Source organism: Diaphorobacter ruginosibacter (assembly GCF_040396215.1).
GTDB lineage: Bacteria > Pseudomonadota > Gammaproteobacteria > Burkholderiales > Burkholderiaceae_C > Diaphorobacter_A > Diaphorobacter_A ruginosibacter_A.
In genome coordinates this window covers 1-25571 of the sequence record NZ_JBEBOW010000041.1, presented here as the reverse complement: position 1 = coordinate 25571, position 25571 = coordinate 1, and the positions used below count along the sequence as shown (strand labels likewise).

At 64.7% G+C, this 25571-nt stretch carries 28 protein-coding genes; 19 read left to right on the top strand and 9 right to left on the bottom strand.

Annotated elements, in window-relative coordinates; genetic code table 11:
• Together ABWP92_RS07435 and ABWP92_RS07430 are read left to right on the top strand one after the other, a co-directional pair.
• On the top strand, nt 1-322 hold a 322-nt coding region (locus ABWP92_RS07435), incomplete at its 5' end, for a BON domain-containing protein (RefSeq protein WP_353234733.1).
• A 54-nt stretch (nt 323-376) separates the two neighbouring features.
• Entirely contained in the window at nt 377-1612 is a 1236-nt protein-coding gene (locus ABWP92_RS07430) for a PLP-dependent transferase (protein ID WP_353234732.1), read from the top strand.
• 37 nt (nt 1613-1649) lie between these two features.
• Here the strand turns inward: ABWP92_RS07430 and ABWP92_RS07425 are convergent, their stop codons facing one another.
• Nucleotides 1650-2297 carry an arylesterase gene (locus tag ABWP92_RS07425; protein ID WP_353234731.1) on the bottom strand — a complete coding sequence of 216 codons (648 nt, stop codon included), beginning with the start codon at nt 2295-2297 and terminating at the stop codon, nt 1650-1652.
• Between the two features lie 43 nt (nt 2298-2340).
• Between ABWP92_RS07425 and ABWP92_RS07420 the strand changes: the two genes are divergently transcribed.
• The 3 genes from ABWP92_RS07420 (at nt 2341) to ABWP92_RS07410 (ending at nt 4710) form a co-directional block, all read left to right on the top strand.
• Nucleotides 2341-3054, top strand: coding sequence for an ABC transporter ATP-binding protein (locus ABWP92_RS07420; protein ID WP_353234730.1), 714 nt, complete (start codon nt 2341-2343; stop codon nt 3052-3054).
• An 87-nt stretch (nt 3055-3141) separates the two neighbouring features.
• A complete protein-coding gene (rlmB, locus tag ABWP92_RS07415) occupies nt 3142-3891 on the top strand; it encodes a 23S rRNA (guanosine(2251)-2'-O)-methyltransferase RlmB (protein WP_353234729.1) in 750 nt (249 codons plus the stop codon).
• 30 nt (nt 3892-3921) lie between these two features.
• Nucleotides 3922-4710: an SIR2 family NAD-dependent protein deacylase gene (locus ABWP92_RS07410; protein ID WP_502907476.1), complete on the top strand. Its 789-nt coding sequence runs from the start codon at nt 3922-3924 to the stop codon at nt 4708-4710.
• A gap of 37 nt (nt 4711-4747) precedes the next feature.
• On the opposite strand, the gene ABWP92_RS07405 is transcribed toward ABWP92_RS07410, so the two are convergent.
• Together ABWP92_RS07405 and ABWP92_RS07400 are read right to left on the bottom strand one after the other, a co-directional pair.
• Nucleotides 4748-5344 carry a chromate transporter gene (locus ABWP92_RS07405; RefSeq protein ID WP_353234728.1) on the bottom strand — a complete coding sequence of 199 codons (597 nt, stop codon included), beginning with the start codon at nt 5342-5344 and terminating at the stop codon, nt 4748-4750.
• A 13-nt stretch (nt 5345-5357) separates the two neighbouring features.
• Nucleotides 5358-5984, bottom strand: coding sequence for a chromate transporter (locus ABWP92_RS07400; RefSeq protein ID WP_353234727.1), 627 nt, complete (start codon nt 5982-5984; stop codon nt 5358-5360).
• 217 nt (nt 5985-6201) lie between these two features.
• On the opposite strand from ABWP92_RS07400, the gene ABWP92_RS07395 reads away from it, so the two are divergent.
• Both ABWP92_RS07395 and ABWP92_RS07390 read left to right on the top strand, forming a co-directional pair.
• Entirely contained in the window at nt 6202-7047 is an 846-nt protein-coding gene (locus ABWP92_RS07395; protein ID WP_353234726.1) for a fumarylacetoacetate hydrolase family protein, read from the top strand.
• A gap of 72 nt (nt 7048-7119) precedes the next feature.
• Nucleotides 7120-7452, top strand: a complete 333-nt coding sequence (locus ABWP92_RS07390; protein WP_353234725.1) for an SMR family transporter — start codon at nt 7120-7122, stop codon at nt 7450-7452.
• 48 nt (nt 7453-7500) lie between these two features.
• Here the strand turns inward: ABWP92_RS07390 and ABWP92_RS07385 are convergent, their stop codons facing one another.
• The 5 genes from ABWP92_RS07385 to ABWP92_RS07365 form a co-directional block, all read right to left on the bottom strand.
• Nucleotides 7501-8109: a GAF domain-containing protein gene (locus ABWP92_RS07385; protein WP_353234724.1), complete on the bottom strand. Its 609-nt coding sequence runs from the start codon at nt 8107-8109 to the stop codon at nt 7501-7503.
• A 125-nt stretch (nt 8110-8234) separates the two neighbouring features.
• Complete coding sequence (locus ABWP92_RS07380) at nt 8235-9545, bottom strand: type II toxin-antitoxin system HipA family toxin (RefSeq protein ID WP_353234723.1); 1311 nt, start codon at nt 9543-9545, stop codon at nt 8235-8237.
• A 38-nt stretch (nt 9546-9583) separates the two neighbouring features.
• Nucleotides 9584-9898, bottom strand: coding sequence for a helix-turn-helix transcriptional regulator (locus ABWP92_RS07375; protein WP_353234722.1), 315 nt, complete (start codon nt 9896-9898; stop codon nt 9584-9586).
• A 65-nt stretch (nt 9899-9963) separates the two neighbouring features.
• Nucleotides 9964-11376 (bottom strand): dihydrolipoyl dehydrogenase, encoded by a 1413-nt coding sequence (locus tag ABWP92_RS07370; protein WP_353234735.1) that lies wholly within the window; start codon nt 11374-11376, stop codon nt 9964-9966.
• Between the two features lie 108 nt (nt 11377-11484).
• Nucleotides 11485-12090 carry an IMPACT family protein gene (locus ABWP92_RS07365; RefSeq protein ID WP_353234721.1) on the bottom strand — a complete coding sequence of 202 codons (606 nt, stop codon included), beginning with the start codon at nt 12088-12090 and terminating at the stop codon, nt 11485-11487.
• Nucleotides 12091-12237: 147 nt separating this feature from the next.
• Between ABWP92_RS07365 and azu the strand changes: the two genes are divergently transcribed.
• The 3 genes from azu (at nt 12238) to ABWP92_RS07350 (ending at nt 15842) form a co-directional block, all read left to right on the top strand.
• Nucleotides 12238-12699: an azurin gene (gene azu, locus ABWP92_RS07360; protein ID WP_353234720.1), complete on the top strand. Its 462-nt coding sequence runs from the start codon at nt 12238-12240 to the stop codon at nt 12697-12699.
• A gap of 297 nt (nt 12700-12996) precedes the next feature.
• Nucleotides 12997-13206: a hypothetical protein gene (locus tag ABWP92_RS07355; RefSeq protein WP_353234719.1), complete on the top strand. Its 210-nt coding sequence runs from the start codon at nt 12997-12999 to the stop codon at nt 13204-13206.
• A 191-nt stretch (nt 13207-13397) separates the two neighbouring features.
• Nucleotides 13398-15842 (top strand): YgiQ family radical SAM protein, encoded by a 2445-nt coding sequence (locus ABWP92_RS07350; protein WP_353234718.1) that lies wholly within the window; start codon nt 13398-13400, stop codon nt 15840-15842.
• Nucleotides 15843-16077: 235 nt separating this feature from the next.
• Here ABWP92_RS07350 and ABWP92_RS07345 read toward each other — a convergent pair whose 3' ends face one another.
• Nucleotides 16078-17274 (bottom strand): amino acid aminotransferase, encoded by a 1197-nt coding sequence (locus tag ABWP92_RS07345; RefSeq protein ID WP_353234717.1) that lies wholly within the window; start codon nt 17272-17274, stop codon nt 16078-16080.
• A 169-nt stretch (nt 17275-17443) separates the two neighbouring features.
• Here ABWP92_RS07345 and uvrB point away from each other — a divergent pair, with 169 nt between their 5' ends.
• From uvrB to ABWP92_RS07300, 9 genes are all read left to right on the top strand, one after another.
• Nucleotides 17444-19525 carry an excinuclease ABC subunit UvrB gene (gene uvrB / locus ABWP92_RS07340; RefSeq protein ID WP_353234716.1) on the top strand — a complete coding sequence of 694 codons (2082 nt, stop codon included), beginning with the start codon at nt 17444-17446 and terminating at the stop codon, nt 19523-19525.
• A 267-nt stretch (nt 19526-19792) separates the two neighbouring features.
• Complete coding sequence (iscR, locus tag ABWP92_RS07335; protein ID WP_353234715.1) at nt 19793-20329, top strand: Fe-S cluster assembly transcriptional regulator IscR; 537 nt, start codon at nt 19793-19795, stop codon at nt 20327-20329.
• Between the two features lie 116 nt (nt 20330-20445).
• Entirely contained in the window at nt 20446-21666 is a 1221-nt protein-coding gene (locus ABWP92_RS07330; RefSeq protein ID WP_353234714.1) for an IscS subfamily cysteine desulfurase, read from the top strand.
• 83 nt (nt 21667-21749) lie between these two features.
• Nucleotides 21750-22169, top strand: a complete 420-nt coding sequence (gene iscU, locus ABWP92_RS07325) for a Fe-S cluster assembly scaffold IscU (RefSeq protein WP_353234713.1) — start codon at nt 21750-21752, stop codon at nt 22167-22169.
• A 5-nt stretch (nt 22170-22174) separates the two neighbouring features.
• Nucleotides 22175-22498: an iron-sulfur cluster assembly protein IscA gene (gene iscA, locus ABWP92_RS07320; RefSeq protein ID WP_353234712.1), complete on the top strand. Its 324-nt coding sequence runs from the start codon at nt 22175-22177 to the stop codon at nt 22496-22498.
• A gap of 60 nt (nt 22499-22558) precedes the next feature.
• Complete coding sequence (gene hscB, locus ABWP92_RS07315) at nt 22559-23077, top strand: Fe-S protein assembly co-chaperone HscB (protein ID WP_353234711.1); 519 nt, start codon at nt 22559-22561, stop codon at nt 23075-23077.
• A gap of 78 nt (nt 23078-23155) precedes the next feature.
• Nucleotides 23156-25030, top strand: a complete 1875-nt coding sequence (gene hscA, locus ABWP92_RS07310; RefSeq protein WP_353234710.1) for a Fe-S protein assembly chaperone HscA — start codon at nt 23156-23158, stop codon at nt 25028-25030.
• 39 nt (nt 25031-25069) lie between these two features.
• Nucleotides 25070-25408: an ISC system 2Fe-2S type ferredoxin gene (fdx, locus tag ABWP92_RS07305; protein ID WP_353234709.1), complete on the top strand. Its 339-nt coding sequence runs from the start codon at nt 25070-25072 to the stop codon at nt 25406-25408.
• A partial coding sequence (locus tag ABWP92_RS07300; protein ID WP_353234734.1) for an exonuclease domain-containing protein occupies nt 25408-25571 on the top strand: 164 nt, incomplete at its 3' end. The genes fdx and ABWP92_RS07300, both read left to right, overlap by 1 nt.

Genomic DNA, 25571 nt, shown 5'->3' with positions numbered 1-25571 from the left:
GCTGAAAATGGAAGGCGCCGCCGACGAGGCCCGGCAAAAGATGGAGAGCGCCGCGCAGGACGCCAGCGAAGCTGCTCACAGCGCGGCCAGCAACGCTGCGGCGGTGCTTGACGACACCACGGTGACGACCAGGGTGAAGGCGGCTTTTGCGGCCGATCCCGATCTGAGCGCCGTGCTGATCAGCGTGACGACCAAGGACGGCGTGGTGACGTTATCCGGCCCGGTCAAGACCGCCGGGGATGCCGCGCATGCGCAGCAGCTCACCCAGGCGATCGAGGGCGTGAAAAGCGTCGTCAACGAGCTGAAGCCGGCCAACGGCTGACGGCTTTGGGTGCCTTGGGGAATGCGCCGCCCGGCTCGGCGCTAACATCGGGGGATGACCCAATCGTCCCTCCCCCATGACATCGTCACCGAACTGATCCACCACGGCTACGAGGCGCCGGGCGGCTTCGCGGCGCCGCAGCCGCCGGTCTGCAAGGCATCGACCGTGTTCTTCCCGGATGTTGCCGCCATGCGCGATTTCGACTGGAAGGACAAGTCGGCCTACACCTATGGCCTGCACGGCACGCCGACCAGCTATCTGCTGGAGGAGCGCATCGCGTCCCTGGAGGGCGGCGTGCAATGCCTGCTGGTGCCCAGCGGACTGGCGGCGATCGCGACCGTGTCGCTGTCGCTGCTCAGGCAGGGCGATGAGGTGCTCATCCCCGACAACGCATACGGTCCCAACAAGGCGCTTGCCGAGGCGGAGCTCAGGCATTACGGCATCCGCCATGGCTATTACGATCCGCTGGAGCCCGCCGATCTCGAAGCCCGGATCACGGATGCCACGCGGCTGATCTGGCTGGAGGCGCCGGGGTCGGTGACGATGGAGTTTCCGGACCTCGCGCGCCTGGTGCGCATTTGCCGCGACCGCCGCATCACCTGCGTGCTGGACAACACCTGGGGTTGCGGCCTGGCGTTCTCGCCGTTCGACTTGCTGCGCGACGGCGGCAGCCTGGGCGTGGACGTGTCCGTGCATGCGCTCACCAAGTACCCCAGCGGCGGCGGCGACGTGCTGATGGGAAGCATCACCACGCGCGACGAGTCGCTGCACATGAAGCTCAAGCTCACGCACATGCGCATCGGCTTCGGCGTCGGCATGAACGACGTCGAGGCCGTGCTGCGTTCCCTGCCCAGCCTGGCGCTGCGCTATCACGCGCACGATGGGGCGGCGCGCGAGCTGGCGCGCTTCATGGGCGATCAACCGGCCGTCGTGCAGGTGCTGCATCCGGCGCTGGAGGGCTCGCCGGGCCATGCATCCTGGAAGAGCCTGTGCTGCGCCGAAGGCCAGCCCGACGGCGTCGCGGCGGGCCTGTTCAGCGTGGTGATCGACCCGAAATATTCGCAGGCGCAGGTCGACAGGTTCTGCGACAGCCTGAAGCTGTTCCGGATCGGCTACAGCTGGGGCGGCCCGGTCAGCCTCGTCGTTCCCTATGAGCTGCCCAGCATGCGCAGCCTGCCATCGGCGGCCTTGAAACAGGGAACCGTGGTGCGCTTTTCGGTGGGACTGGAGGCCGTGCGCGACCTGCGCGGCGATCTGGCGCAGGCCTTGCAACTCGCTTTCGGCGCCTGATGCCTGCGCTGGCGGGCGCCTGTTCGATCTGTTGTGTCTATTTGATCAGCGGCCTGAGCACCGGCCATACGTTGGCCAGCAGCAGGGGCTGGGCCTGGGCGCTGGGGTGGATGCGGTCGGACTGGAATAGCCGGGTCGGGTCGGGATCGTCGGCCACCCCCTTGAGCAAAAACGGCACCAGGGCAGCGCCGCGCTGCCTGGCCACCGTGGGAAACACGGCGGCGAACTGCTCGCCGTATTTCGCTCCGTAATTGGGCGGAAGCTGCATGCCGGCGAGTATCACCCGGGCTCCGGCTTTTTGGGCCTGCTCGGCCATCCAGGAGAGATTGTCCTCGGTGTTGCGCAGGGGCAGGCCGCGCAGCGCGTCATTGGCGCCCAGCTCGAGGATCACGTGCGTGGGCCGATGCGCCTTCAAGAGGGCGGGCAGGCGTGCCCGGCCGCCGGATGTGGTGTCGCCGCTCACGCTGGCGTTGACCACCCTGGCGTCGATCCCTTCCGCGGCGATCCGCTTTTCCAGCAGCGCGACCCAGCCGGTGCCGCGCGCGAGCCCGTACTCCGCGCTGATCGAATCGCCCACCACCAGAATGGTTGCGGGCTTTGCCGCCGAGGCGGAATTCGCGGGCGCTGCCCAGGCCCCTGTGGCGCACGCAAGCATGGCGCTCACGATACAGTCTCTACGCTTCATCGTTTAACCTGTTTCCCTTTCAGCCATTTCACTGAGATTGTCCATGCCCGATTCCAGTTCCGCCAGCAGCCGCGCCGCCAATGAAGAGCCGATCATCGTCGTCGAGCATGTGCACAAGTCGGTCTCGGACTCGACGGGCACGCTGGATATTCTGCGCGATATCGATTTCCGCCTGATGCCAGGGGAGAGCGCCGCCATCGTGGGCGCGTCCGGCTCGGGCAAGAGCACGCTGCTTTCCATCATCGCGGGGCTGGATACGCCCACGCGCGGCACGGTGCGGCTTGGAGGCCAGGATCTGTTCGCGCTGGGCGAGGATGAGCGCGCCGCGCTGCGCGGCCAGGAAATGGGCTTCGTCTTCCAGAGCTTTCAGCTGATGGGCAACCTCACGGCGCTCGAGAACGTCATGCTGCCGCTGGAGTTGAGCGGTGATCGCAACGCACGGGTCCGGGCGCGGGAGATGCTTGTCCGCGTGGGGCTGGGCGAGCGGCTGGGCCACTATCCCAAGGTGCTCTCGGGCGGCGAGCAGCAGCGCGTGGCGCTGGCCCGCGCCTTCGTGGTGCAGCCCGCCGTGCTGCTGGCCGACGAACCCACCGGGAGCCTGGATTTCGCGACCGGCGAGACCATCATGCAGCTCATGTTCGAGCTGAACCGCGAGCAAGGCACGACGCTGGTGATGGTCACGCATGACCGCTCGATCGCCGCGCGCTGCGGCCGGCGCATCGTCATCGAGGCCGGGCGCGTCGTGGACGCGGGCTGACTGCGGTGCGTCGCCGCGCCATAGGCGGGGCCGTGGCGATTTCCTTGGCGCGCCAGCGGGGCAAGCGCCGCGCGGGATAATGGCGGGATGTCATCTTCCCCCAAAGTCCTGTTCGGCTTTCATGCCGTGGGCGTGCGCATGAAGACCGCGCCGCAATCGATCATCGAGGTTTACTACGAGGCCACGCGCCGCGACGCCCGCATGCGCCAGTTCGTCGAACGCGCCAGGGAAGCCGGGGTGCGCCTGATCGAGGCCGATGCGCTGCGCATCGCCAAGCTCGCGGGCAGCCACGGACACCAGGGCGTGGCCGCGCGGGTGCAGGAAATCGCCATGGTGAAGTCGCTCGATGATCTGCTCGATCAGCTCGAGGCCGATGGGGTCGCCGCGCCGCTGCTGCTCGTGCTCGATGGCGTGACCGATCCGCACAATCTGGGGGCGTGCCTGCGCGTTGCGGATGGCGCGGGCGTGCACGCGGTGATCGCGCCCAAGGACAATGCGGCGGGCATCAACGCCACGGTCGCCAAGGTGGCCAGCGGCGCGGCGGAAACCGTGCCGTATTTCATGGTGACCAACCTGGCGCGCACCCTCAACGAGCTCAAGGAGCGCAATATCTGGTGCATCGGCACCAGCGGCGATGCGCAGCAGTCGATCTACGACGTGGACTTGAAGGGCCCCGTGGCATTGGTTCTGGGCGCCGAGGGCGATGGCATGCGACAGCTGACGCGCAAGACCTGCGATCAGTTGGTGAAGATTCCGATGAAGGGCGCGGTCGAGAGCCTGAACGTGTCGGTAGCCAGCGGCGTCTGTCTATACGAAGCCGTGCGCCAGCGCGGCTGAGAGGCCCGTTGGGGCGCAATGGAAAACACGATGAGCAACGAAGAGCAAACAGGGCAGGCCGGACAAGAAGAGTCCATGGCCGCCGCCGCCCGGTGGGTGGCGGCGGCCGAAAACATCATGGTATTGACGGGGGCGGGCATCAGCGCCGAATCCGGCGTGCCGACTTTCCGGGATGCGCAAACCGGTTTCTGGGCGCAATACCGGCCCGAGGACATGGCCTCCCGGCCCGGCTACAAGGCCAACTCGGCGAGGGTCTGGCGCTGGTACGAATACCGCCGTGAACTGGTCGCCAAGGTGTGGCCCAACGCCGGGCATGTGGCGCTGGCGGCGTTCGAGAAAATCCACAAGGGCGGTTTCACGCTGGTCACGCAGAACGTGGATGGCCTGCACCAGCGTGCGGGCAGCTCGGACGTGCTGTGCCTGCATGGCGATCTGCATGCGCAGGCCTGGCTGGATACGCCCCGCGACTGCTGCGATCTCGATGCGGCAATGCCAGGGAGCCCGCCCCGCTGCGGACAATGCGGCAACCTGGTCCGCCCCGCCGTCGTCTGGTTCGGCGAAGCCCTGCCGTTGCGCCCCCTGGGCCGCGCGCAGCGGGCCGCCGAACATTGCGACGTGATGCTGGTGGTGGGAACGGCGGGCGCGGTCTATCCGGCGGCGGGCCTGGCGCGGCTGGCCTCGCGCGTGGGGGCGAAGGTCGTCATCGTGAACACCGGGCCGAGCGAGCTCGACGACACGGCCGATCTGATCGTGCGCTGTCCGGCATCCGTTGCCTTGCCCTGGATCCTGGGAACCGGCGACACACGGCTGGCCGCCTAACCGCTTGGCCGCACCTGGCCACCTGGCAGCGCGGGCTTCACAGCATGCCAGATGCGCCCAGCGCAGCACCCGCGATCAGCAGCCACAGCAGATGCACGCGGGTTCGCCAGACCAACACGGCCGTCACCGCGGTCACGCACCACAGCGGCCACGTCGACAGCGGCCCGCCCTGGGCGCTGGCCAGCACCCAGCCGGTGGAGCACAGCAGGCCGACCACCAGCGGCGCCATGCCTTGCTTGAATGCGCGCACGGCGCGGCGTTCCCTGTGTTGCTGCGCCCAGCGCGTGGCGACGAAGGTGAGCGTGCAACTGGGCAGGAGAATGCCGACCATGCAGATCGCCACGCCCAGGCTGCCCAGCAGCCAGCCCAGATGGCTGCCTGCCGGCGCGGCGTTCATGCCGATATTCCAGCCGAGCAGCGCGACGAACAGAACGTTGGGGCCGGGCGCCGATTGCGCGATCGCGATCGAGTTGTTGAACTGCAGGTCGGTGAGCAGGCCGTGCTTGTCGATGAGATAGCGGTGCATGTCCGGCGCCGTGGCAATGGCTCCGCCCACGGACAGCAGGGACAGCGTCAGGTAGTAGACGAACAGGTTGGCCCAGTCGCCGGCCTGCAGAACAATGTGATGACCCATGCGCCGCCTCGTCCTACTGCTGCGTGCCGCGCAATGCGCCGATGGCGTCGTGCCCGAGCTTGAACCACGCGAGCACGCAGGCCGCGCCGCCCACCGTGAACAGCACCCAGCTCAGCGGCAGCCGCCACATGGCCATGGCGGCGAACGTGATGGCGGCAAAGCTCCAGCAGGTCACGCGCCCAAGCGTGTGCTTGCGAAAAGCCACCGCCAGGCGAAAACCCGCGCCGATCACCAGGCCCGCCGCCACGGCGCCCATGCCGCGCAGCGCGCCCGAGACCTGGGGGATGTCGGCATAGTGGGCATAGGCGATCGCCAGCAGGATCACCAGGAGCATCGGGATGCACAGCATGCCGACCACGGCGGTGACCGCGCCGCGCAGGCCGAAGTAGCGGTCGCCGATCATCATCGAGAGATTGACCACGTTGGGGCCGGGAAGAATCTGGGCCACAGCCCAATCCTCGATGAACTCCTCGTTGGTGATCCAGCGGCGGCGGTCCACGAGTTCGCGCTGCACGACGGCAAGCACCCCGCCGAAACCCTGCAGCGCCAGGAAGGTGAATGCCCAGAAAAGCTCCCGCAGATTGGCGGGGTGTCTGGGGGCCGCCGGGGGCGGGCTGGGTTGCTGGGCAGTGGATGTCATCGTGTCGGGGTCGAGTGCTCCGATGGTAAGGGCTGCGCGGGCGCGCGCATACCGCGCGGCCATCGCTGAACACGATGCGGCCATCAGGCTCCGAGATGGTCGATGGCGGGGGCGTTTCGCAGCAGGCCCGGGGCATGCGCAATACTCTTTACCATTGGCAATCGGCCGGGACGCGCGGCGTACCGGCGCAACACATCACCGCTCAAGGAATTCCTCCATGAAACTCGTCAGATACGGCGCGCCCGGCGCGGAGCGTCCCGGTGTCCTGGATGCGCAGGGCCGCGTGCGCGACCTCTCCATGCTGCTCGCGGAGATGGGGCCGGCGCAGATGTCGCCTCGCACCCTGGCCGCGCTGGCCACCATCGACGTCGAGCGCTTGCCGCTGGCGGATGCCGGCGTGCGGCTGGGCTGCCCCCTGGGCGGGGTCGGCAAGATCGTCTGCGTGGGGTTGAACTATCGCGATCACGCGCAGGAAGCGGGCATGGCCGTGCCGGCGGAGCCGGTCCTGTTCATGAAGGCCGTCACCGCGCTCAGCGGCCCGTATGACGATGTGCAGATTCCTCCTGGCGCGCAAAAGGTCGATTGGGAAGTGGAGCTGGGCATCGTGATCGGCACGCGCCTCAAGCATGTGAAGAAGGAGGACGCGCTCGGGCATGTCGCGGGCTATGTGCTCGCCAACGATGTATCCGAGCGCGCGTACCAGACCGAGCGCGGCGGCCAGTGGGACAAGGGCAAGAGCTACGACAGCTTCGCACCCGTCGGTCCCTGGCTGGTGACCGCTGACGAGGTGGGCGATCCGCACGCGCTGGACCTGTGGCTGGACGTGAACGGGCAGCGCATGCAGGATGGCAACACGCGGGATTTCATCTTCGACGTGCCGACCGTGCTCTCCTACATCAGCGGCTTCATGACGCTGGAGCCTGGCGATCTGGTGCTCACGGGAACCCCTGCGGGCGTGGGGCTGGGGCAGAAGCCGCAGCCCAGGTTCCTGCGCGCGGGCGACGAGATGCGCCTTGGCGCTGCCGGCCTGGGGGAGCAGTGCCTGAAGTGCGTGCAGTCCTGATCGCTTGAGCCCGTTCACGGTTGCCGGTTGCTGGTTGCGGCAAGGCCCGCGATTCATTGGATACTTTTCTGTATGTACGCTTTTCTCATGCTGGGCGCGGCGATCGTGGCGGAAGTCCTTGCCACGACGGCGCTCAAGTCCTCCAACGGTTTTGAGCGCCTTGCTCCCAGTGTCCTCTCGATCCTGGGGTATTGCGTTTCGTTCTATCTGCTGTCGCAGGTGATGAAATCCATTCCCACGGGCGTGGTGTACGCGATCTGGTCGGGCGTGGGAATCGTGCTGATTTCGCTGGTGGCGTGGCTGTTGCAGGGCCAGAAGCTGGATCTGGCCGCGATGGCGGGCATGGCGCTCATCGTGCTGGGGGTGGTCGTGATCCAGCTGTTTTCCAAAACGGCCGGGCATTGAGCCGCGGCGCGGGCCGCACCCGCATGGCCGCAAGAAAGGGCCGTAGCGTCATTCGCGGCGGAGCTTGCCGCTCCAGCCGGCCTTTTCTTCGCCGGCCAGGGGCTGGAGTTTCCAGTCGGCGATGGCGGCCTCGCGTTCCGCCGTGCGGCGCGTGTCGATGCGCCTGGCCGCCACGCGCGCCACGCATTCGAGCTTTTGCAGGTCTTTTTCCGCCAGGCGGGGATCGGCCGCCATGCTGAAGCAGCACAGCGTGCCGTAGATGCTTCCGTCGGCCAGGACGATGGGCGTGCTCAGGTGCGCGCCCACCGGAAAAGGCGTGGGCGGCAGTCCCGCGCTTTGGGTGTGGCGGGCGGCATCATGGACCAGTCGGGGCAGCCGGCCGTCGAGCACGCATTGGCAGAACGAAGCCTCAAGGGGCGAGCCGCCGCCGGTGGCGATGACTTCGCAGCCGGCTTTGGTGTCCACGTGCCTGAACATGCGTTTGCCGTCGCGGATCTCCGAGAAGAAGATGACGTCCATGTCCAGATGCTTGCGCAAATCCTGAAGCACATTGCGCACGTTGTCGTCGATCAGTTGGTCACTGTAGTCGGCGGTGGCGATGAGCAGATCGCTCACGCTGACTTCAAGCGCGTCCGGTGCGTAGTCCCAGATGTGCATGGCCAATTCCATCTCCTTGGTGGTGAGTCATGATGCTTGTCAAGTTTAACGATGAATGAAGCGTGCCGAGTGAAGGGCGCGTGTCTTTGGCGTCCCGGTCTGGAGCGGGCCGCGCCTTGCACCGCTCAGGCTGCGAGCGCGACGGCGCCGCCCAGGCGCTCAAGCACTGTTGCGCGCATGCTGGCCGGAGTGTCCTGCAAGAGCGCCGGCCATTCGGCCCTGGCCTGGGCGGTCAACTCCTTGAGGAGCGTGATGTGGCGCGGCGCGCGCAGCAGCCCCGCGGATTGGATGAGCGATTGCAGGTCATCCCAGCTCAGCCGCCGCATGGTGTGATCGATGGCTTTGTTCACCGTGTATTGCTGCGGCGCGGAGCCTTCGAAGTACGCGGCGACGCAAACGCAGTCATACACCGGCGCCAGCCGGGGCTGGCGGCCGTCGGGGTAGATCAGCGCCCAGTTCTTGAGATGCGCGTCCGTATTGCCCATCAGGATGGCGGCCACGGTACGCGCCAGGAACTCGCGCGTGTCCCGTACCGGCTGCGGGCTCAGGCGGTCGAGCACGCGCAGCATCGTCGGCCAGTCGTGCCGCAGGCCCTTGCCATATTTGTGGCGTGGCGCGTAGCCGAGCGCCTGGTTGAACTCTTCCATATGCACGCGCGTGCCGTCGGGCAGGTGATCGAAGCGCTGCACGGCGAGGATGTCGTCGAACGGAACATGCTCGGGCAGCTCCGCCTGCGCGCGCGGGATGATCCGCGCGTCGGCCGTCTGCAGTCCCAGAGCCTGGCATAGCCGATAGCAGCCATGTTCGTTGGCCACCAGATCGGGGTGCTGCGTGGTCGGCAGCTTGAGGATCACGCTGCCCGCTGCGCCGCGCCGATGGACGGTGTAGCGCCTGCCGTCCTGCACGGCGCTGAATTTGGTGACGATGCCGGGCAGGGAGGCCGCATCGGCCACGGGATATTCGACAAAGCCGGGCTCGAGCACGTCGAGCCCCTGCGTGGTGTGCCAATGGCGCACCACCTCGGGAATGTCCTCCTGCGGCGGCAGGGGCTCGACCTCGAGCGCGCCCATCAGGTCATGGCCTGCTGCGGCCAGCAGCTCGAACTCGTCATCTGGCGAACAGCCGCGCTCGTGCGCCAGTCGCTCCCGGTTGTGGCCCTCCGGGAGCAGGTTCTGGAAGTACACCGGCCAGCGGCCGTCGGTGCGCACCAGGCGCGCATCGCGCGCGGACGAGAGAATGTCCTGCGTGTCCTGCTCGCTCGCGCCCTGGTAGCTCAACGACAGGGTAGGGCGGCGCGGATCGGCGATGTAGCCTTGCTCGAACGAGACACGCAGGATGTCGCCATATTGGGAGAGATAGCCGATCGCCCGCCGTCCGCCGCCAAGCGCGGCGGGCTGGTGCATGTACAGGCGCAGATAGCGGATGGAGGTGGACATGGCGGGCGGGTGGCCGGGAAAGCGGGTGTTCGCGCCGTTCAGCGCGCGGTGTTGCCTGCGAGATCGTCGACAATGGACGGCGGAGCGTCCGCGCCGGCGGGCTGGCCGAGGAATTTGCCCCCGGATTGCACGAAGGCGTGGAGCGCGGGCACCAGGTCGGCTGGTACGGCGATCATCCGCATGCCCAGCACGCGGGACATTTCGGCCAGCGTCGAATAGCGCGGATCGACGTCGCCGGTCTCGGTGCGCTGCACGGCCATGCGGGAGAGCCCGGCGCGCTCGGCCAGTTCGGCCTGGGTCATCTGCTGCGCCTTGCGTGCTGCGGCGAGAGTGGCTATCAGTGCATCAGTCATGATGCTTAATATACTCTTTTATTGCAAAAAGAGTATGAAAGGCATCTTTTATCTCGCTGCCGAGATCACTCGAGGGTATTCTGGAAGTCGAGATCGCAACGGTCCAGGTCGGAGATGGATTTGTGGCCCAGCTGGCTCGCGGCCCGTCGCAGGGCAGTGCGCAGGCCTTCCTCCAGCACGGGGTGGTAGACCGGCATTTTCAACATCTGCTGCACCGTCATCCCGTCGCTGATCGCCAGCGCGAGCAGGTGCGCGAGGTGTTCTCCGGCGGGGGCGCACATTTCCGCGCCCAGCAGGCGGCCGCCGGCGCGATCCGCATAGACGCGCAGCAGGCCCGCATCCTGTTGCGCCACGCGGGCGCGGCCCTGATGGGCGAAGTCGATGTGTCCGATCACGATGTCCCTGTCGGCCAGCTCCCTGAAGGATTGGCCCACGACCGCCGCGTTGGGATGGCAGAACGTGATCGCCAAAGGTGTGCGGCGGCAAAAGGACTCGGGCGGGATGGCCACCGTGTTCAGCCCCGCGATATGGCCTTCATCGACGGCCTCATGCAGCAGGGCGCGCGAAGGGTCGACGTCTCCCGCCATGAAAACCGGCAAATCCGCGATCTGGCGCGTTCCGGGGTCTACGGGCGGCAGGCCGCGCTCGTCGAGCTTGACGCCGAGCGTTTCGAGGCCCAGCCCCTCCACATTGGGCACGCGCCCCGTGGCTGCCAGCACCTGGTCGACGACCAGGCGGCGCTCGCCGCTGATGACCTCGATGCCGCCGTCATGCGCGGCAAGCCGGGCCTTGTCGCCGACGTGGATGTCGAAATCCTTTTCGAGCAGATCCCACAGCGTGGCCAGCACGTTCGGATCGCTGAGCCCCGCGGCGGCCTTGCGCGTGACGAAGGCCGTCACCTCGATGCCCAGATGCGCCAGGGCCTGCGCCATCTCCAGGCCCACCGGCCCGAGGCCGAGCACGGCGATGCGTTTTCCGAGCGTCGGCTGCTCGAACAGCGTGTCGGTGGTCAGCACGCGGGAGCCGAACGCCTTCCATTGGTGCTCGACGCGGGGGCGGGTACCCGTTGCGATGATGATGCGGCGCGCTTCGTGCTCCTGCCCGTTCACGCTGATGCGATGGGGCCCGAGCAGCCTGGCCTTGCCGCTGACCTGACGTTCCCCGGCATCGCCGCCTTCGACGGTGCCGCGCACGAATTCGTCGCGCAGCCTGCGCACGCGCTGCAATACGGCCGGCAGATCGACCTCCAGGCCCTGCGCCCCCCGGATGCCGAAGCCGTCGAAGGACTGGCTGCGGCGGTAGGCATGGGCTGCTTCGATCAGCAGCTTGGAAGGCATGCAGCCCACTCGCGCGCAGGTCGTGCCCCAGGGGCCGTCATTGACGATCAGATAGCTGTCGGTGCGCTTGCGCACTTCCCTGAGCGCAGCGAGACCGGCGGAACCCGCTCCGATGATGATGGTGTCGATGATCTCGTTCATGTGCTCCCGGGCGATGTGTGGCATGGGCGCTGCAGAGCAGGCCCATGCCGCCCAGTATCGGCGAAGCGCCGCGCCCGACGTGTAGGCTGCGGCCCCGCCGTGCGGTGTTCAGCGCATGGGCGGCGCGCCGCCGTTGAGCCAGCCGATGCGGCCTTGCGTCAGGTCGTTCAGGCGTGTGATGAACGCTGGCGCTTCGGGCTGCGGCATCTGCACCCGTGCGATCACCTGGCTGCCGTGGGCGACGTCCACCAGTTGGGCGCCCACGCTTTCGACCTCGCGGCGCAGCAGGCCTTCCTGCGCATAGGGAAGGGTGCATTCCAGTTCGACCATCACGCGGCGCTCGACCTTCTGCGCATGAAGAAGGGCCTGGGCGACGCTGTCGGTGTAGGCGCGCACCAGGCCGCCCGCGCCCAGCTTCACACCGCCGAAATAGCGCACGACGGTGGCGAGCACGCCTTCCAGGTCCTGATGGCGCAGCACATCCAGCATGGGTCGCCCCGCCGTGCCGCTGGGTTCGCCGTCATCCACCGCCGCCGACTGCCCTCCGGCGAGCAATGCCCAACAGACATGGGCCGCGCCAGGATGCTCCGCGCGCAACACATCGACCACGGCCTGGGCGCTGGCGCGGTCCGTCATGGGCTGTACACAGCCAATGAAACGGCTTTTCTTGATGATGAGTTCGCTGTGTACCGCGGATTTCAGGGTGTGAGGCATGTTGTCTTTGAGCTTACCTGAGCCGATGTGGCGATGACCTGCTTCAAATCCATTTTGTGCGATGCAGAAACTCTTGATTGGAGTCAAATACATGCTGCAAACTAAGGCCTAGCATTAACCCGTTTTTGACAAATGAGTGAGCAATTTATGAAAAAGCAATTCCTGAAATTTTTCTCTGTGGCATGCGTTTGCGCAGCCGCGACAGCTCCCGCGTTCGCAGCCAACTGCAGCGTGGAAGTCGAGAGCAACGATGCGATGCAGTTCAACACCAAGGCCATCAGCGTGCCGGCCAGTTGCAAGGACTTCACGGTCAAGCTGAAGCACGTGGGCAAGATGCCCAAGAGCGCCATGGGCCACAATTGGGTGCTGTCCAAGACGGCTGACATGCAAGGCGTTGGCACCGACGGCATTGCCGCGGGCGCCGACAAGAATTACCTGAAGCCGGGCGATACGCGCGTGATCGCCCATACCAAGCTGATCGGCGGCGGCGAGAGCGATTCCGTCACGTTTGCGGTGAGCAAGCTCAAGGCGGGCGAAGACTACACATTCTTCTGCTCGTTCCCCGGCCACTCCGGCCTGATGAAGGGCGCGCTGACGCTGGCGAAATAAGCCCGGCGTGGGGTTCAGGCGGGTTCCCCGATGGCACGGCGGGTCGATGGACCCGAGGCCGTGCAACCCGCGACGCCAAGGTTTCAAGGACGGCGTAACCTCTCGGTTACGCCGTCTTACTTTTTGGCGCGCAAAAACCGTCACTTGCTGTCAGCCATATCGAGGTCTGGCGCGTTGGCTTTGGAAGGAACCTTGCTTGTCAGTGCCAATTACCGACGGCTCAGGCACGTTGCGCAAAGCAGGTTTGCCCATCAAGGAGTTTTTCAGCCGTTCACCCGCAATCTGAGAGGAGTTGCCATGCCAGCCAGCTACATCACCGTTCCCACAGACTACGTCGTATCCCGTGATGCGGTCGGATTGTGGCTGGCAAGCGACTTTCAGCCCGTGGTGATGTCGCAGCCGCTGCCCGAGCCGGTGCGCCTGCGCAATGGCCAGTTGCTGCGCTCGGCCTACATCGAGCCGCCAGCGGATCTCGATCAGGTCGTGCGCTCCATGGGCGAGTGGTGAACCGCGCTGCTCCACGGGCCTGAACGCCCTGGAGGCGCCAAAGAAACCGGATACATCCAATAAGCGGGCCATGCGCCCGCTTCGCCTTTTTCGCGCCGGTGAGGGCCTACTGGCGGGAAGGACACATCCCCAGCGGCCAGCGCCATCGGCGTGGACAGCCTACAATGCCCGGCCTTGCCCGGACCCCGCACATGAACGCTCCCATCGATGTCTCCTTCTTTCACCGCGCCGCCAAGCCGCTGACGAGCTATCGGCCCTACTGGGCCAAGCGCTTTGGCCCGGCCCCGTTTCTGCCGATGTCCCGTGCGGAGATGGATCAGCTCGGCTGGGACTCCTGCGACATCGTTCTGGTGACGGGAGATGCCTACATCGACCACCCGAGCTTCGGCATGGCAGTGATCGGGCGTGTCCTGGAGGCGCAGGGCTTTCGCGTGGGCATCATCTCGCAGCCGGACTGGCAAAGCGCCGAGCCCTTCAAGGCGCTGGGCAGGCCGAATCTGTTCTGGGGCGTGACGGCGGGCAACATGGATTCGATGATCAACCGCTACACGGCTGACCGGAAGATCCGCAGCGACGATGCCTATACGCCGGGGGACGTGGGCGGCAAGCGGCCGGACCGCGCCGCCATCGTTTACAGCCAGCGTTGCCGCGAAGCATACAAGGACGTGCCCATCGTTCTGGGCGGCATCGAGGGCAGCCTGCGGCGCATTGCGCACTACGATTACTGGAGTGACAAGGTCCGCCGCTCCATCGTGGTGGACAGCAAGTGCGACCTGCTGCTGTACGGGAACGCCGAGCGCGCGCTGGTCGAAGTGGCGCACCGCATCGCCGCGCGCGAACCCATCGAGAAGATCACCGACGTGCGCGGCACGGCATTCTTCCGCCGGGAGTCGGAGGAGGGCTGGTTTGAGATCGACTCCACCGAGGTGGACGAACCCGGCGCCGTCGAAGCCCACATCAATCCCTACATGACAACGAGCGAGCAGGCCGAGGCCCAGGGCCAGTCCTGTTCAAAGAATGACGATGCCGCACAGACGGCGGTTTCGCCGGGCGAGCAGCCCATCCTGTTCATGCCTTCACCGTCGATGCGGGGCAAGGGCAGGAACAAATTGCCTCCGCGCGAGCGCACCGTGCTGCGGCTGCCAAGCTACGAGCAGGTCAAGAGCGACCCGGTCCTATACGCTCATGCCAATCGCGTGCTGCACCTTGAAACCAACCCCGGCAACGCCAGGGCGCTGGTTCAGGCGCACGGCGAAGGCGTCACGGCGCGCGACGTGTGGCTGACTCCGCCGCCCATCCCGCTGACCACCGCGGAAATGGACTGGGTCTTCGGCCTGCCTTACGCCCGCTCTCCGCATCCGAGCTATGCCGACGAGAACGGCAGCCATGACGGCGCGACCAAGATTCCCGCATGGGAGATGATCCGCACGTCGGTCAACATCATGCGCGGCTGCTTTGGCGGATGCACGTTCTGTTCGATCACGGAGCACGAAGGCCGCATCATCCAGAGCCGCTCGGAAGACTCCATCATCCAGGAGATCGAGGACATCCGCGACAAGGTGAAGGGCTTCACCGGCACGATCTCGGACCTGGGCGGCCCCACGGCCAACATGTACCGCCTGGGCTGCCGCAGCCCCGAGATCGAGGCAGCATGCCGCAAGCCGAGTTGCGTGTTTCCCGGCATCTGCCAGAACCTGCACACCAACCATGATCCGCTGATCAAGATCTACCGCCGCGCGCGCAAGCTCCGCGGCATCAAGAAGATTCTCATCGGCTCGGGCCTGCGCTACGACCTGGCGGTGAAATCGCCCGAATACGTGAAGGAACTGGTGCAGCATCACGTGGGCGGCTATCTCAAGATCGCGCCGGAGCATACGGAGTCCGGCCCGCTCAACAAGATGATGAAGCCGGGCATCGGCAATTACGAGCGCTTCAAGCAGCTCTTCGAGAAATTCAGCGAAGAGGCGGGCAAGAAGCAGTATCTGATTCCCTACTTCATCGCGGCCCATCCCGGCACGAGCGACGAGGACATGATGAACCTGGCGATCTGGCTCAAGCGCAACGGTTTCCGCGCCGACCAGGTCCAGACTTTCTATCCCAGCCCGATGGCAAGCGCCACGGCGATGTACCACACCGGGCGCAATACGCTCACCAAGGTGCGCCGCCAGATGCGTGATGTGAACGAGGAGTCGGTCGATATCGTGCGCGGCGAAAAGCGCCGCCGCCTGCACAAGGCGTTCCTGCGCTATCACGACCCCAACAATTGGCCCCTGCTGCGCGAAGCGCTCAAGGCCATGGGCCGGGCCGACCTGATCGGCAACGGCAAGCAGCATCTGATCCCGACATTCCAGCCGCTGGTCGATGGCGGCTACCAGAGCGCGCGCAGGAAGAATTCGACGCAGGGCACGGGCGTTGGCTCGCGGCCTGTGGTGTCGCAGCAGGCCAAGGCGTATGCGATGGGCAAGGCCGCCAGGCCGGCCACCAAGCCGCAGAACGAAAAGGAAGTGGATGTGCGCTTTGCCCGGCCCCAGCAGCCCGGCCCTGGGCGCATGCTCACGCAACATACCGGCCTGCCGCCGCGCGCGGGCGTGGCGGTGAAGAAATCCGGCGGCGGCCAGCAGCGCAAGCCCAGGTAAAGGGCGGCCTGGCAACAAAACGGGGCCCCCACGCTTCCCCGCTGCGCGTGGTCCGCTGCCCCCGAGGGGGCGCTTTTTGTCTTGGGGCGGCCCGGCAACAAAAAAGGGCCCCCACGCTTCCCCGCCATGCGTGGTTCGCTGCCCCCCGAGGGGGCACTTTTGTCTTGGGGCGGCCCGGCAACAAAAAACGCCTCGATCCGAGGCGTTTTTTTCAGGGCAAGAGCGCGATGGTGATTTACACGACGGCGGCGATCGCCTTGCAGACGTATTCGATATTCTTGCTGTTGAGCGCGGCAACGCACATGCGGCCGGTGTCGGTGCCGTACACGCCGAATTCGGAGCGCAGGCGCACCATCTGGTCCTTGGACAGGCCGGAGTAGGAGAACATGCCGATCTGGGTGGTGATGAAGCTCATGTCCTGCTTCACGCCGGCAGCCTTCAGGCCGTCCACCAGTTTCTGGCGCATGGCCTTGATGCGCACGCGCATCTCAGCGAGTTCCTCTTCCCACTGGGCGCGCAGCTCGGGGTTGTTCAGAACGGCGGAAACCACCGCGCCGCCGTGTGTCGGAGGGTTGGAGTAGTTGGTGCGGATCACGATCTTCAGTTGCGAGAGCACGCGCGCTGCCTCGTCCTTGTCGGAGGCGACCACGGACAGGGCGCCCACGCGCTCGCCGTACAGGCTGAAGCTCTTGGAGAAGGATGTGGACACGAAGATGTTCAGGCCAGCGGCCACGAACTTGCCGATCACCGCGCCGTCTTCCTTCAGGCCATGGCCGAAGCCCTGGTAGGCCATGTCGAGGAAGGCCACCAGGTTCCTGGTCTTCACGGCGGCGATCACCTGTTCCCACTGTTCGGCGGTGATGTCGTAGCCGGTGGGGTTGTGGCAGCAGGCGTGCAGCACGACGATGGTGCCCGCGGCGGCGGCGTTGAGGTCGGCCAGCATGCCCTCGAAGTTGACCTTGCGGTTGGCGGCGTCGTAGTACCTGTAGGTGCCCACGTCGAAACCGGCGTTGGTGAAGATGGCCTTGTGGTTTTCCCAGCTCGGATCGGAGATCAGCACCTTGGCGTTCGGGCTGATCTTCTTGAGGAAGTCGGCGCCGATCTTCAGGCCGCCCGTGCCGCCCACGGCCTGCACGGTGGCGACGCGGCCGGACTTGACCACGTCGGAGTCGGCACCGAACACCAGTGCCTTGACGGCGCTGTCATAGGTGGCGATGCCGTCGATGGGCAGGTAGCCACGCGCGGTGGGCTTGTCCATCATGGCTTTTTCTGCAGCCTGCACGCACTTGAGCAGCGGGAGCTTGCCGTTGTCGTCGAAGTACACGCCCACGCCCAGATTCACCTTGTTGGGGTTGGTGTCTGCGGCAAATTGTTCGTTCAGGCCCAGGATCGGGTCGCGGGGGGCCATCTCGACGGCGGTGAAGAGAGACATGAAAAGTCCTTGAAGGGTGGAAATCGAAAGAGGTGCCCCCAGCTAAACTAGACCAAGGCCGAAAGAGGTCGTGGCGCGGCAAGCGCGTTGGTGCAAACCGTCCAGTCGATGAGCCTTGAGGGGCAACCACGGATTTTAACGGCGCAAGCCATAGTTGCGTTTACAAGTCATGCATGAAGTCATCTCAGACCCCGGGGAAGGCACGTTCGTGTCCTTTGCGGGCTCGCCATTTCAACTCTACCAACCCTATCCGCCGGCGGGGGATCAGCCCGAGGCGATCGCCCGCCTGGTGGAAGGGGTGAATGACGGAGAGGCGTTCCAGACGCTGCTGGGGGTAACGGGCTCGGGCAAGACCTTCACCATGGCGAACGTGATCGCGCGCCTGGGGCGTCCGGCGATCGTTTTCGCTCCCAACAAGACGCTGGCCGCGCAGCTCTACAGCGAATTCCGGGAGTTCTTCCCGAAGAACGCGGTGGAGTATTTCGTCAGTTACTACGATTACTACCAGCCCGAGGCCTATGTGCCGCAGCGCGACCTGTTCATCGAGAAGGACAGCGCAATCAATGAGCACATCGAGCAGATGCGGCTGTCGTGCACCAAGAGCCTGCTGGAGCGGCGCGATGTGGTGATCGTGGCGACGGTATCGGCCATCTACGGCATCGGCGAGCCTTCGAGCTACCACCGCATGGTCATGACGCTGCGCCAGGGCGACACGCTCTCGCAGCGCGATGCGATCGCGCAGCTCATCCGCATGCAGTATCAGCGCAACGAGCAGGACTTCAGCCGCGGCAAGTTCCGTGTGCGCGGCGACACCATCGACGTGTTTCCGGCGGAGCATTCGGAGCTGGCGCTCAGGATCGAGCTGTTCGATGATGAAGTCGACAGCCTGCAGCTCTTCGATCCGCTGACCGGCCGCGTGCAGCAGCGGATCCCGCGCTTCACCGTCTATCCGAGCAGCCATTACGTCACGCCGCGCGACAAGGTGCTCGCGGCGGTGGAGACGATCAAGCAGGAACTGGACGAGCGGCTGAAATTCCTGGTCAAGGAAGGGAAGCTGGTGGAGGCGCAAAGGCTGGAGCAGCGCACGCGCTTCGATATCGAGATGCTCAGCGAAGTAGGGCATTGCAAGGGGATCGAGAACTACACGCGCCATCTCTCGGGCTCGGCGCCTGGCGAGCCGCCAAGCACGCTCACGGACTACATGCCGCGCGACTCCATCATGTTTCTGGACGAGAGCCACCAGATGATCGGCCAGCTCAACGCCATGTACAACGGCGACCGCGCCCGCAAGACGACGCTGGTGGAATACGGATTTCGCCTGCCATCGGCGCTGGACAACCGGCCGCTCAAATTCGAGGAGTTCGAGCAGCGCATGCGCCAGGTCGTCTTCGTCTCCGCCACGCCTGCTGATTATGAAAAACAGCATTCCGGGCAGATCGTCGATCAGGTGGTGCGCCCCACGGGCCTGGTCGATCCCTTGGTGGAGGTGCGTCCCGCCACGCATCAGGTGGACGATGTGCTGCAGGAAATACGCATTCGTGTTGAAAAGAATCAAAGGGTACTCATCACCACGTTGACCAAGCGCATGGCTGAACAGTTGACGGAATACCTGTCCGACAATGGCGTGAAGGTTCGCTATTTGCACTCGGATGTCGATACCGTCGAGCGCGTGGAGATCATCCGCGATCTTCGGCTGGGCGCGTTCGATGTGCTGGTCGGCATCAACCTGTTGCGCGAGGGGCTGGATATTCCCGAGGTTTCCCTGGTCGCCATCCTGGATGCGGACAAGGAGGGATTCCTGCGCGCGGAACGCAGCCTGATTCAGACGATAGGCCGCGCGGCGCGCAATTCCGAAGGAAAGGCGATCCTTTACGCGGACCGCGTGACGGATTCGATGAAAAAAGCCATGGGCGAGACGGAACGACGGCGAGCCAAACAGATCACATACAACGAACAGCATGGGATCACGCCGCGCAGCATTGTCAAGCAGGTGAAAGACCTGATTGATGGCGTCTATAGCGAGAAGGCAGGCCAGGATGCCGAGCGCCTACAACAACAGGTTGCCCGGGATCTTGAGCTGGAAGAAATGTCCGAGAAAGACATCGCACGGGAGATCAAGCGCCTGGAAAAGGCCATGATGGATCATGCGCGGAACCTGGAGTTTGAACAGGCCGCGAGGGTCCGCGACCAGCTCTCCAGGCTGAAGGACCGCGTGTTCGGATCACACGGCGAAAACGGGCGCCTGGCTTGACGCCGCGGGCTGACGGGGCGGCCTGCGGGCGGGCTTTTTCAGGGCGTTACGGTTGCTGGATTTTGCTTACCCGACAAAAATAATAGGGATTTGTGATATACTTGGATCAATTACTCAAGAAAACAACCCCACAAACATTAGGGCTCTGGCGGGCGGACCTTGCGTCCATGCCGCGCCGGAGAGCGGCGGAGACGGTGGTGCCCGGTTACCGAAAGGTGTCCACGGTGTTTATCAAACGATCAAGCCTGAACCTATAAGGAGCTTGCGATGCGTCTCACAACAAAAGGCCGCTTTGCGGTCACTGCCATGATCGATCTGGCTCTTCGCCAGAACAATGGCCCTGTCACCTTGGCTGCAATCAGCCAGCGCCAGCAGATTTCGCTGTCGTATCTGGAGCAGCTTTTCGGCAAACTGCGCCGTCACGAGCTGGTTGAATCCACGCGTGGCCCGGGTGGCGGATACACGCTTGCCCGCAAGGCTGGCGACATCACTGTAGCCGACATCATCGTTTCTGTCGATGAGCCCATCGATGCAACCCAGTGCGGCGGCAAGGAAAACTGCCTTGGCGAGGCGGGCCGCTGCATGACGCACGAGCTGTGGGCTTCGCTAAACCAGCGCATGGTGGAGTTCCTGGATTCCGTCACGCTGCAGAAGCTGGTTGACGATCAGCTCGCCAAGGGCGTGCAAATCGAAGACAAGCCGGTTACCCGGCGGGCCATTTCGACGACCCCGGTGGTCAAGCCCATCCGTGTGAACGCTCCGAATTCGGTGTTTGCACTCGGCAACGTGTTTGCCAAGTCCTGATTGAAGCGTGGCGGCAGGAATGATGACCATGAGAGCCGCTGCATCGCTTAATCATATTATTCGAATTTATTTCTATTAACTGACTTCGCCAGCCAGATCGCTAAAGCGAGATAGCCATGGACATGACCCCTCATTTCCCCATTTACCTGGACTACGGTGCGACCACTCCTGTGGATCCCCGGGTCGTTGACGCGATGATCCCGTGGTTGCGCGAACACTTCGGCAACGCGGCCTCGCGCAGCCACGCCTGGGGCTGGGAGGCTGAAGAAGCCATCGAAAAGGCGCGCGGCTACGTGGCCGACCTGGTGGGTGCCGATCCGCGCGAGATCGTGTGGACCAGCGGCGCGACGGAATCCATCAATCTCGCGCTCAAGGGCGCGGCCCAGTTCTACAAGGGCAAGGGCAAGCATCTGATCACCCTCAAGACGGAACACAAGGCCGTGCTCGATACCATGCGTGAGCTCGAGCGCCAGGGTTTCGATGTGACGTACATGGATGTGAAGGAGGACGGTTTGCTGGATCTGGAGGCTTTCAAGGCCGCGATCCGCCCCGACACCATTCTCGTCAGCGTGCTGTTCGTGAACAACGAGATCGGCGTGATCCAGGACATTCCGGCGATTGGCGCCATCTGCCGCGAAAAGGGCATTCTTCTGCACGTCGATGCGGCGCAGGCCACGGGCCGCGTGGACATCGACCTGTCCAGGCTGCCGATCGACCTGATGAGCATGACCGCGCACAAGACCTACGGCCCCAAGGGCGTGGGAGCGCTGTACGTGCGCCGCAAGCCGCGTGTGCGCCTGGAGGCGCAGATTCATGGCGGCGGCCATGAGCGGGGCATGCGCTCGGGCACTTTGCCAACGCACCAGATCGTCGGCATGGGCGAGGCGTTCCGCATCATCAAGCTGGAAATGCACGAGGTCAACGAGAAGGCGCGCAAGCTGCAGCAGCGTCTGCTCAACGGCCTGAAGGATATCGAGCAGGTGTTCATCAACGGCAGCATGGAGCATCGCGTTCCGCAGAACCTGAACATGAGCTTCAACTTCGTCGAAGGCGAATCGTTGATCATGGGCATCAAGGGCCTGGCGGTGTCGTCCGGCTCCGCATGCACCTCGGCGAGCCTGGAGCCCAGCTATGTGCTGCGCGCCCTGGGCCGCAGCGACGAGCTTGCCCACAGCAGCCTGCGCATGACGATCGGCCGTTTCACGACCGAAGAAGAGATTGATTACGCGATCTCCACGATCCGCCACAACGTGGCCAAGCTGCGCGAGCTGAGCCCGCTGTGGGAAATGTTCAAGGACGGTGTCGACCTGAGCACCATCCAATGGGCTGCGCACTGATTTCAGATTGACCGCTGCGGGCCCGCCGGACAGGCATCAGGAGCTTACCGTCCGGCCGCCAGCGCAGAGAAAAGGAGTACATCATGGCTTATTCAGACAAAGTGATTGATCATTACGAAAACCCGCGCAACGTGGGCTCGTTCGACAAGGGTGACGATACGGTTGGCACCGGCATGGTCGGCGCGCCGGCCTGCGGTGACGTGATGAAGCTGCAGATCAAGGTGAATCCCGATACCGGAGTGATCGAGGATGCGCGCTTCAAGACCTATGGTTGCGGTTCGGCCATCGCGTCGTCCTCGCTCGTGACCGAATGGGTCAAGGGCAAGACGCTGGACGAGGCGGCTGCGCTCAAGAACAGCGTGATCGCGGAAGAACTGGCGCTTCCTCCCGTGAAGATCCACTGCTCCATCCTGGCCGAAGACGCCATCAAGGCAGCAGTGAACGACTACAAGGCCAAGCGCGGCGAGAACGCCCCCGCTGAATCAGCCGCTGCCGCGGCCTGAAGAAAATGGCAGTGACTTTGACCGAAGCTGCCGCAAGGCACGTAAGCCGCTACCTGTCCCGCCGGGGCAAGGGCGTCGGCGTGCGCCTGGGCGTGAAGACCACCGGCTGCTCGGGACTCGCCTACAAGCTGGAGTACGTCGATGAGCAGGCTCCCGAAGACATCGTTTTCGAGAACCATGGCGTGAAGTTGCTGATCGATCCCAAGAGCCTGGCCTACATCGACGGCACCGAGCTCGACTTCGTGCGCGAAGGCCTGAACGAAGGCTTCAAGTTCAATAACCCGAATGAGCGGGATCGTTGCGGCTGCGGTGAGAGTTTCCGCGTCTGACGGCCTGGCTCGTCCAACGAAACCGCCATCGCTTCCGGTGCTGGCGGTTTTTTTCTTCCCATGAATCTGCAATCTGACGACTTTGAACTGTTTGGCGTCCCCCGCCAATTCGCGCAGGACGGCAATGTGCTGGCCGCGCGCTGGAAGGATCTGCAGCGCGAGGCTCATCCCGACCGCTTTTCGGCACAGGGCGCGGCTGCGCAGCGCGTGGCGATGCAGTGGTCGGTGCGCATCAACGAGGCGTACCAGCGCCTGAAGGATCCGCTCAGGCGCGCGGCCTATCTGTGCGAGCTGAATGGAGCGCCGATCGGCGCGGAAGACAATACCGCCATGCCGGCGGCTTTCCTCATGCAGCAGATGGAGTGGCGGGAAGCGCTGGATGATGCGCGGGATGAAGCCGCGATCGACGATCTGGAGGGCATGGTGAGCGCCGAGCGCCGCGGCGCACTGGCGCGCTGTGCCGAGTTCATCGACGAAAAGCAGGACTATGCGGGCGCCGCGCGGCAAGTCAGAGCCCTCATGTTCATTGCGCGATTTGCCCGCGACGTGGATCTCAGGCGCGAGCAACTGGGACAATAGACGATTCGTTGACCAGTCAGTTCAGGTTTCCCCGGCCATGCGTGCCCAGGCCGCACCCCACATCCAAGAAGACAACTCATGGCGCTTTTGCAGATTTCAGAACCAGGCCAGTCCCCCGATCCGCACCAACGCAGGATCGCGGTCGGCATTGATTTGGGCACCACGCACTCCCTCGTCGCCGCTGTGCGCAACGCAGTGGCGGAGTGCCTTCCGGATGCGCAGGGCCGGGTGCTCCTGCCATCCGTCGTGCGCTATACGGATACGGGAGGCCGCCAGATCGGCTACGACGCGCTGGCCTTTCGCACGAGCGATCCGCTCAATACCGTTGCCTCCGTCAAGCGGCTCATGGGCCGGGGGCTGGACGATATCGCCGAGCGTGCGTCCCTGCCGTATGAACTGCAGGCGCCGGACGGCGCGTCGCAGCAGGGGATGGTTGCGATCAGGACGGCCGGCGGAGTGAAGTCGCCGGTGGAGGTCAGTGCGGAAATCCTGGCCACACTGCGCTACCGCGCGGAAGATAGCTTCAATGACGATGTCTATGGCGCGGTCATCACCGTGCCCGCCTATTTCGACGATGCCCAGCGGCAGGCGACGAAAGATGCCGCCAAACTGGCCGGCCTCAATCTGCTGCGCCTGATCAACGAGCCGACCGCGGCAGCCATTGCCTATGGCCTGGACAACGCCGTGGAGGGTATTTACGCGGTGTACGACCTTGGCGGCGGCACGTTCGACATCTCTGTCCTGCGGCTGACGCAAGGCGTTTTCGAGGTGATCGCAACCGGCGGCGATTCGGCCCTGGGCGGTGATGACTACGATGCCGCGCTTGCGGAATGGGCGTTGCTGAAGCTGGGCGCACAAGCTGAATCCGCGCAGGAAAAGGCTGCCGTGCGCATCGCTGCGCGTGCTTGCAAGGAGGAGCTCTCCAAGAGCGGATCGGCCCGATTCACGGCGACGCTTTCGGGCAGGGAGCTGGGACTGGATGTGGCTCGCGCGGATTTCCTGGCCGCCACGCGGGCGCTGACGCAGCGCACCCTGTCCGTCGTGCGCCGCACATTGCGTGATGCGCAGATCGAGCGCGACGAAGTGCAGGGCGTCGTCATGGTGGGCGGCTCCACCCGCATGCCGCAGGTTCAGAATGCCGTCGAGGAATTCTTCGGCAAGAAACCGCTCACCAATCTGGACCCCGACAACGTGGTCGCGCTGGGCGCGGCAATTCAGGCCAATCAACTGGCGGGCAACAATTCCGCCGGTGACCTGCTGCTGCTCGATGTGATTCCCCTGTCTCTGGGCATCGAAACCATGGGCGGGCTGGTCGAGCGGATCGTCGGCCGCAACGAGACCATTCCCACCGCCAAGGCGCAGGATTTCACCACATATAAAGACGGCCAGACAGCCATGGCCATCCACGTGGTGCAGGGCGAGCGCGACCTGGTCGCCGACTGCCGCAGCCTTGCGCGATTCGAGCTGCGCGGCATTCCGCCCATGGCTGCCGGGGCCGCGCGCATCCGTGTGACTTTCACGATCGATGCGGACGGCCTGCTCAGCGTCAGCGCCCGGGAGCAGACCAGCGGCGTGCAAGCGCATGTCGATGTCAAGCCGTCGTACGGACTGTCGGACGAGCAGATCGCCCACATGCTCGAAGACGGCTTTGCCACAGCGCAAACCGACATGAAGGCGCGCGCGGTCGTGGAGGCCCGCGTGGACGCGGACCGTCTGCTCATGGCGACGCAGAGCGCGCTCGACATCGACGGCGATGTGCTGGATGGAGAGGAACGTGAGCGCATCGACACGCTCATGCAGGCGCTGCGCGCGGTTCTGGCGGGCAGCGACGACGCGGGCGTGATCGAGGCCAGCGCCCAGGCGCTCGCCAAAGGCACGGAAAACTTTGCGGCCCAGCGCATGAATCGCGGCATACGCCAGGCGCTTGCGGGCAAGAACATCCAGTCGATCTGAGCCAGCAGCAAACGAACACATTCAAAGCGAATCACCCACATGCCAGTCATCAAGATCCTTCCGCATCCAGAATACTGCCCGCAGGGCGCTGAAATCACCGCACCCGCGGGCACGTCGATCTGTGAAGCGCTGCTGGACAACAAGATCAACATCGAACACGCCTGCGACATGAGCTGCGCCTGCACCACGTGCCACGTCATCGTGCGCGAAGGCTTCAACTCGCTCAACGAGGCGGAAGACGAAGAGGAGGACCTGCTCGATCGCGCCTGGGGCCTCGAGCCGCAGTCGCGCCTGTCGTGCCAGGCCATTCTTGCGCAGAAGGACGTGACCGTGGAGATACCCAAATACTCCATCAACCACGCCAAGGAGAACCACTGATGTCACGCCAGATCGTGCTGGATACGGAAACCACTGGCCTGTCCGCTGAAACGGGCGACCGTATCATCGAGCTGGGCTGCGTGGAGCTGATGAACCGAAAGCTCACGGGCCGCAACCTGCACATCTATTTCAACCCCGAGCGCGACAGCCACGAAGACGCGCT

Excerpts from the sequence above, each read along its gene's own strand:
- ABWP92_RS07430 (WP_353234732.1), top strand. The coding sequence starts at position 377 with ATGACCCAATCGTCCCTCCCCCATGACATCGTCACCGAACTGATCCAC.
- ABWP92_RS07425 (WP_353234731.1), bottom strand. The coding sequence starts at position 2,297 with ATGAAGCGTAGAGACTGTATCGTGAGCGCCATGCTTGCGTGCGCCACA.
- ABWP92_RS07420 (WP_353234730.1), top strand. The coding sequence starts at position 2,341 with ATGCCCGATTCCAGTTCCGCCAGCAGCCGCGCCGCCAATGAAGAGCCG.
- rlmB (WP_353234729.1), top strand. The coding sequence starts at position 3,142 with ATGTCATCTTCCCCCAAAGTCCTGTTCGGCTTTCATGCCGTGGGCGTG.
- ABWP92_RS07410 (WP_502907476.1), top strand. The coding sequence starts at position 3,922 with ATGAGCAACGAAGAGCAAACAGGGCAGGCCGGACAAGAAGAGTCCATG.
- ABWP92_RS07405 (WP_353234728.1), bottom strand. The coding sequence starts at position 5,344 with ATGGGTCATCACATTGTTCTGCAGGCCGGCGACTGGGCCAACCTGTTC.
- ABWP92_RS07400 (WP_353234727.1), bottom strand. The coding sequence starts at position 5,984 with ATGACATCCACTGCCCAGCAACCCAGCCCGCCCCCGGCGGCCCCCAGA.
- ABWP92_RS07395 (WP_353234726.1), top strand. The coding sequence starts at position 6,202 with ATGAAACTCGTCAGATACGGCGCGCCCGGCGCGGAGCGTCCCGGTGTC.
- ABWP92_RS07390 (WP_353234725.1), top strand. The coding sequence starts at position 7,120 with ATGTACGCTTTTCTCATGCTGGGCGCGGCGATCGTGGCGGAAGTCCTT.
- ABWP92_RS07385 (WP_353234724.1), bottom strand. The coding sequence starts at position 8,109 with ATGCACATCTGGGACTACGCACCGGACGCGCTTGAAGTCAGCGTGAGC.
- ABWP92_RS07380 (WP_353234723.1), bottom strand. The coding sequence starts at position 9,545 with ATGTCCACCTCCATCCGCTATCTGCGCCTGTACATGCACCAGCCCGCC.
- ABWP92_RS07375 (WP_353234722.1), bottom strand. The coding sequence starts at position 9,898 with ATGACTGATGCACTGATAGCCACTCTCGCCGCAGCACGCAAGGCGCAG.
- ABWP92_RS07370 (WP_353234735.1), bottom strand. The coding sequence starts at position 11,376 with ATGAACGAGATCATCGACACCATCATCATCGGAGCGGGTTCCGCCGGT.
- ABWP92_RS07365 (WP_353234721.1), bottom strand. The coding sequence starts at position 12,090 with ATGCCTCACACCCTGAAATCCGCGGTACACAGCGAACTCATCATCAAG.
- azu (WP_353234720.1), top strand. The coding sequence starts at position 12,238 with ATGAAAAAGCAATTCCTGAAATTTTTCTCTGTGGCATGCGTTTGCGCA.
- ABWP92_RS07355 (WP_353234719.1), top strand. The coding sequence starts at position 12,997 with ATGCCAGCCAGCTACATCACCGTTCCCACAGACTACGTCGTATCCCGT.
- ABWP92_RS07350 (WP_353234718.1), top strand. The coding sequence starts at position 13,398 with ATGAACGCTCCCATCGATGTCTCCTTCTTTCACCGCGCCGCCAAGCCG.
- ABWP92_RS07345 (WP_353234717.1), bottom strand. The coding sequence starts at position 17,274 with ATGTCTCTCTTCACCGCCGTCGAGATGGCCCCCCGCGACCCGATCCTG.
- uvrB (WP_353234716.1), top strand. The coding sequence starts at position 17,444 with ATGCATGAAGTCATCTCAGACCCCGGGGAAGGCACGTTCGTGTCCTTT.
- iscR (WP_353234715.1), top strand. The coding sequence starts at position 19,793 with ATGCGTCTCACAACAAAAGGCCGCTTTGCGGTCACTGCCATGATCGAT.
- ABWP92_RS07330 (WP_353234714.1), top strand. The coding sequence starts at position 20,446 with ATGGACATGACCCCTCATTTCCCCATTTACCTGGACTACGGTGCGACC.
- iscU (WP_353234713.1), top strand. The coding sequence starts at position 21,750 with ATGGCTTATTCAGACAAAGTGATTGATCATTACGAAAACCCGCGCAAC.
- iscA (WP_353234712.1), top strand. The coding sequence starts at position 22,175 with ATGGCAGTGACTTTGACCGAAGCTGCCGCAAGGCACGTAAGCCGCTAC.
- hscB (WP_353234711.1), top strand. The coding sequence starts at position 22,559 with ATGAATCTGCAATCTGACGACTTTGAACTGTTTGGCGTCCCCCGCCAA.
- hscA (WP_353234710.1), top strand. The coding sequence starts at position 23,156 with ATGGCGCTTTTGCAGATTTCAGAACCAGGCCAGTCCCCCGATCCGCAC.
- fdx (WP_353234709.1), top strand. The coding sequence starts at position 25,070 with ATGCCAGTCATCAAGATCCTTCCGCATCCAGAATACTGCCCGCAGGGC.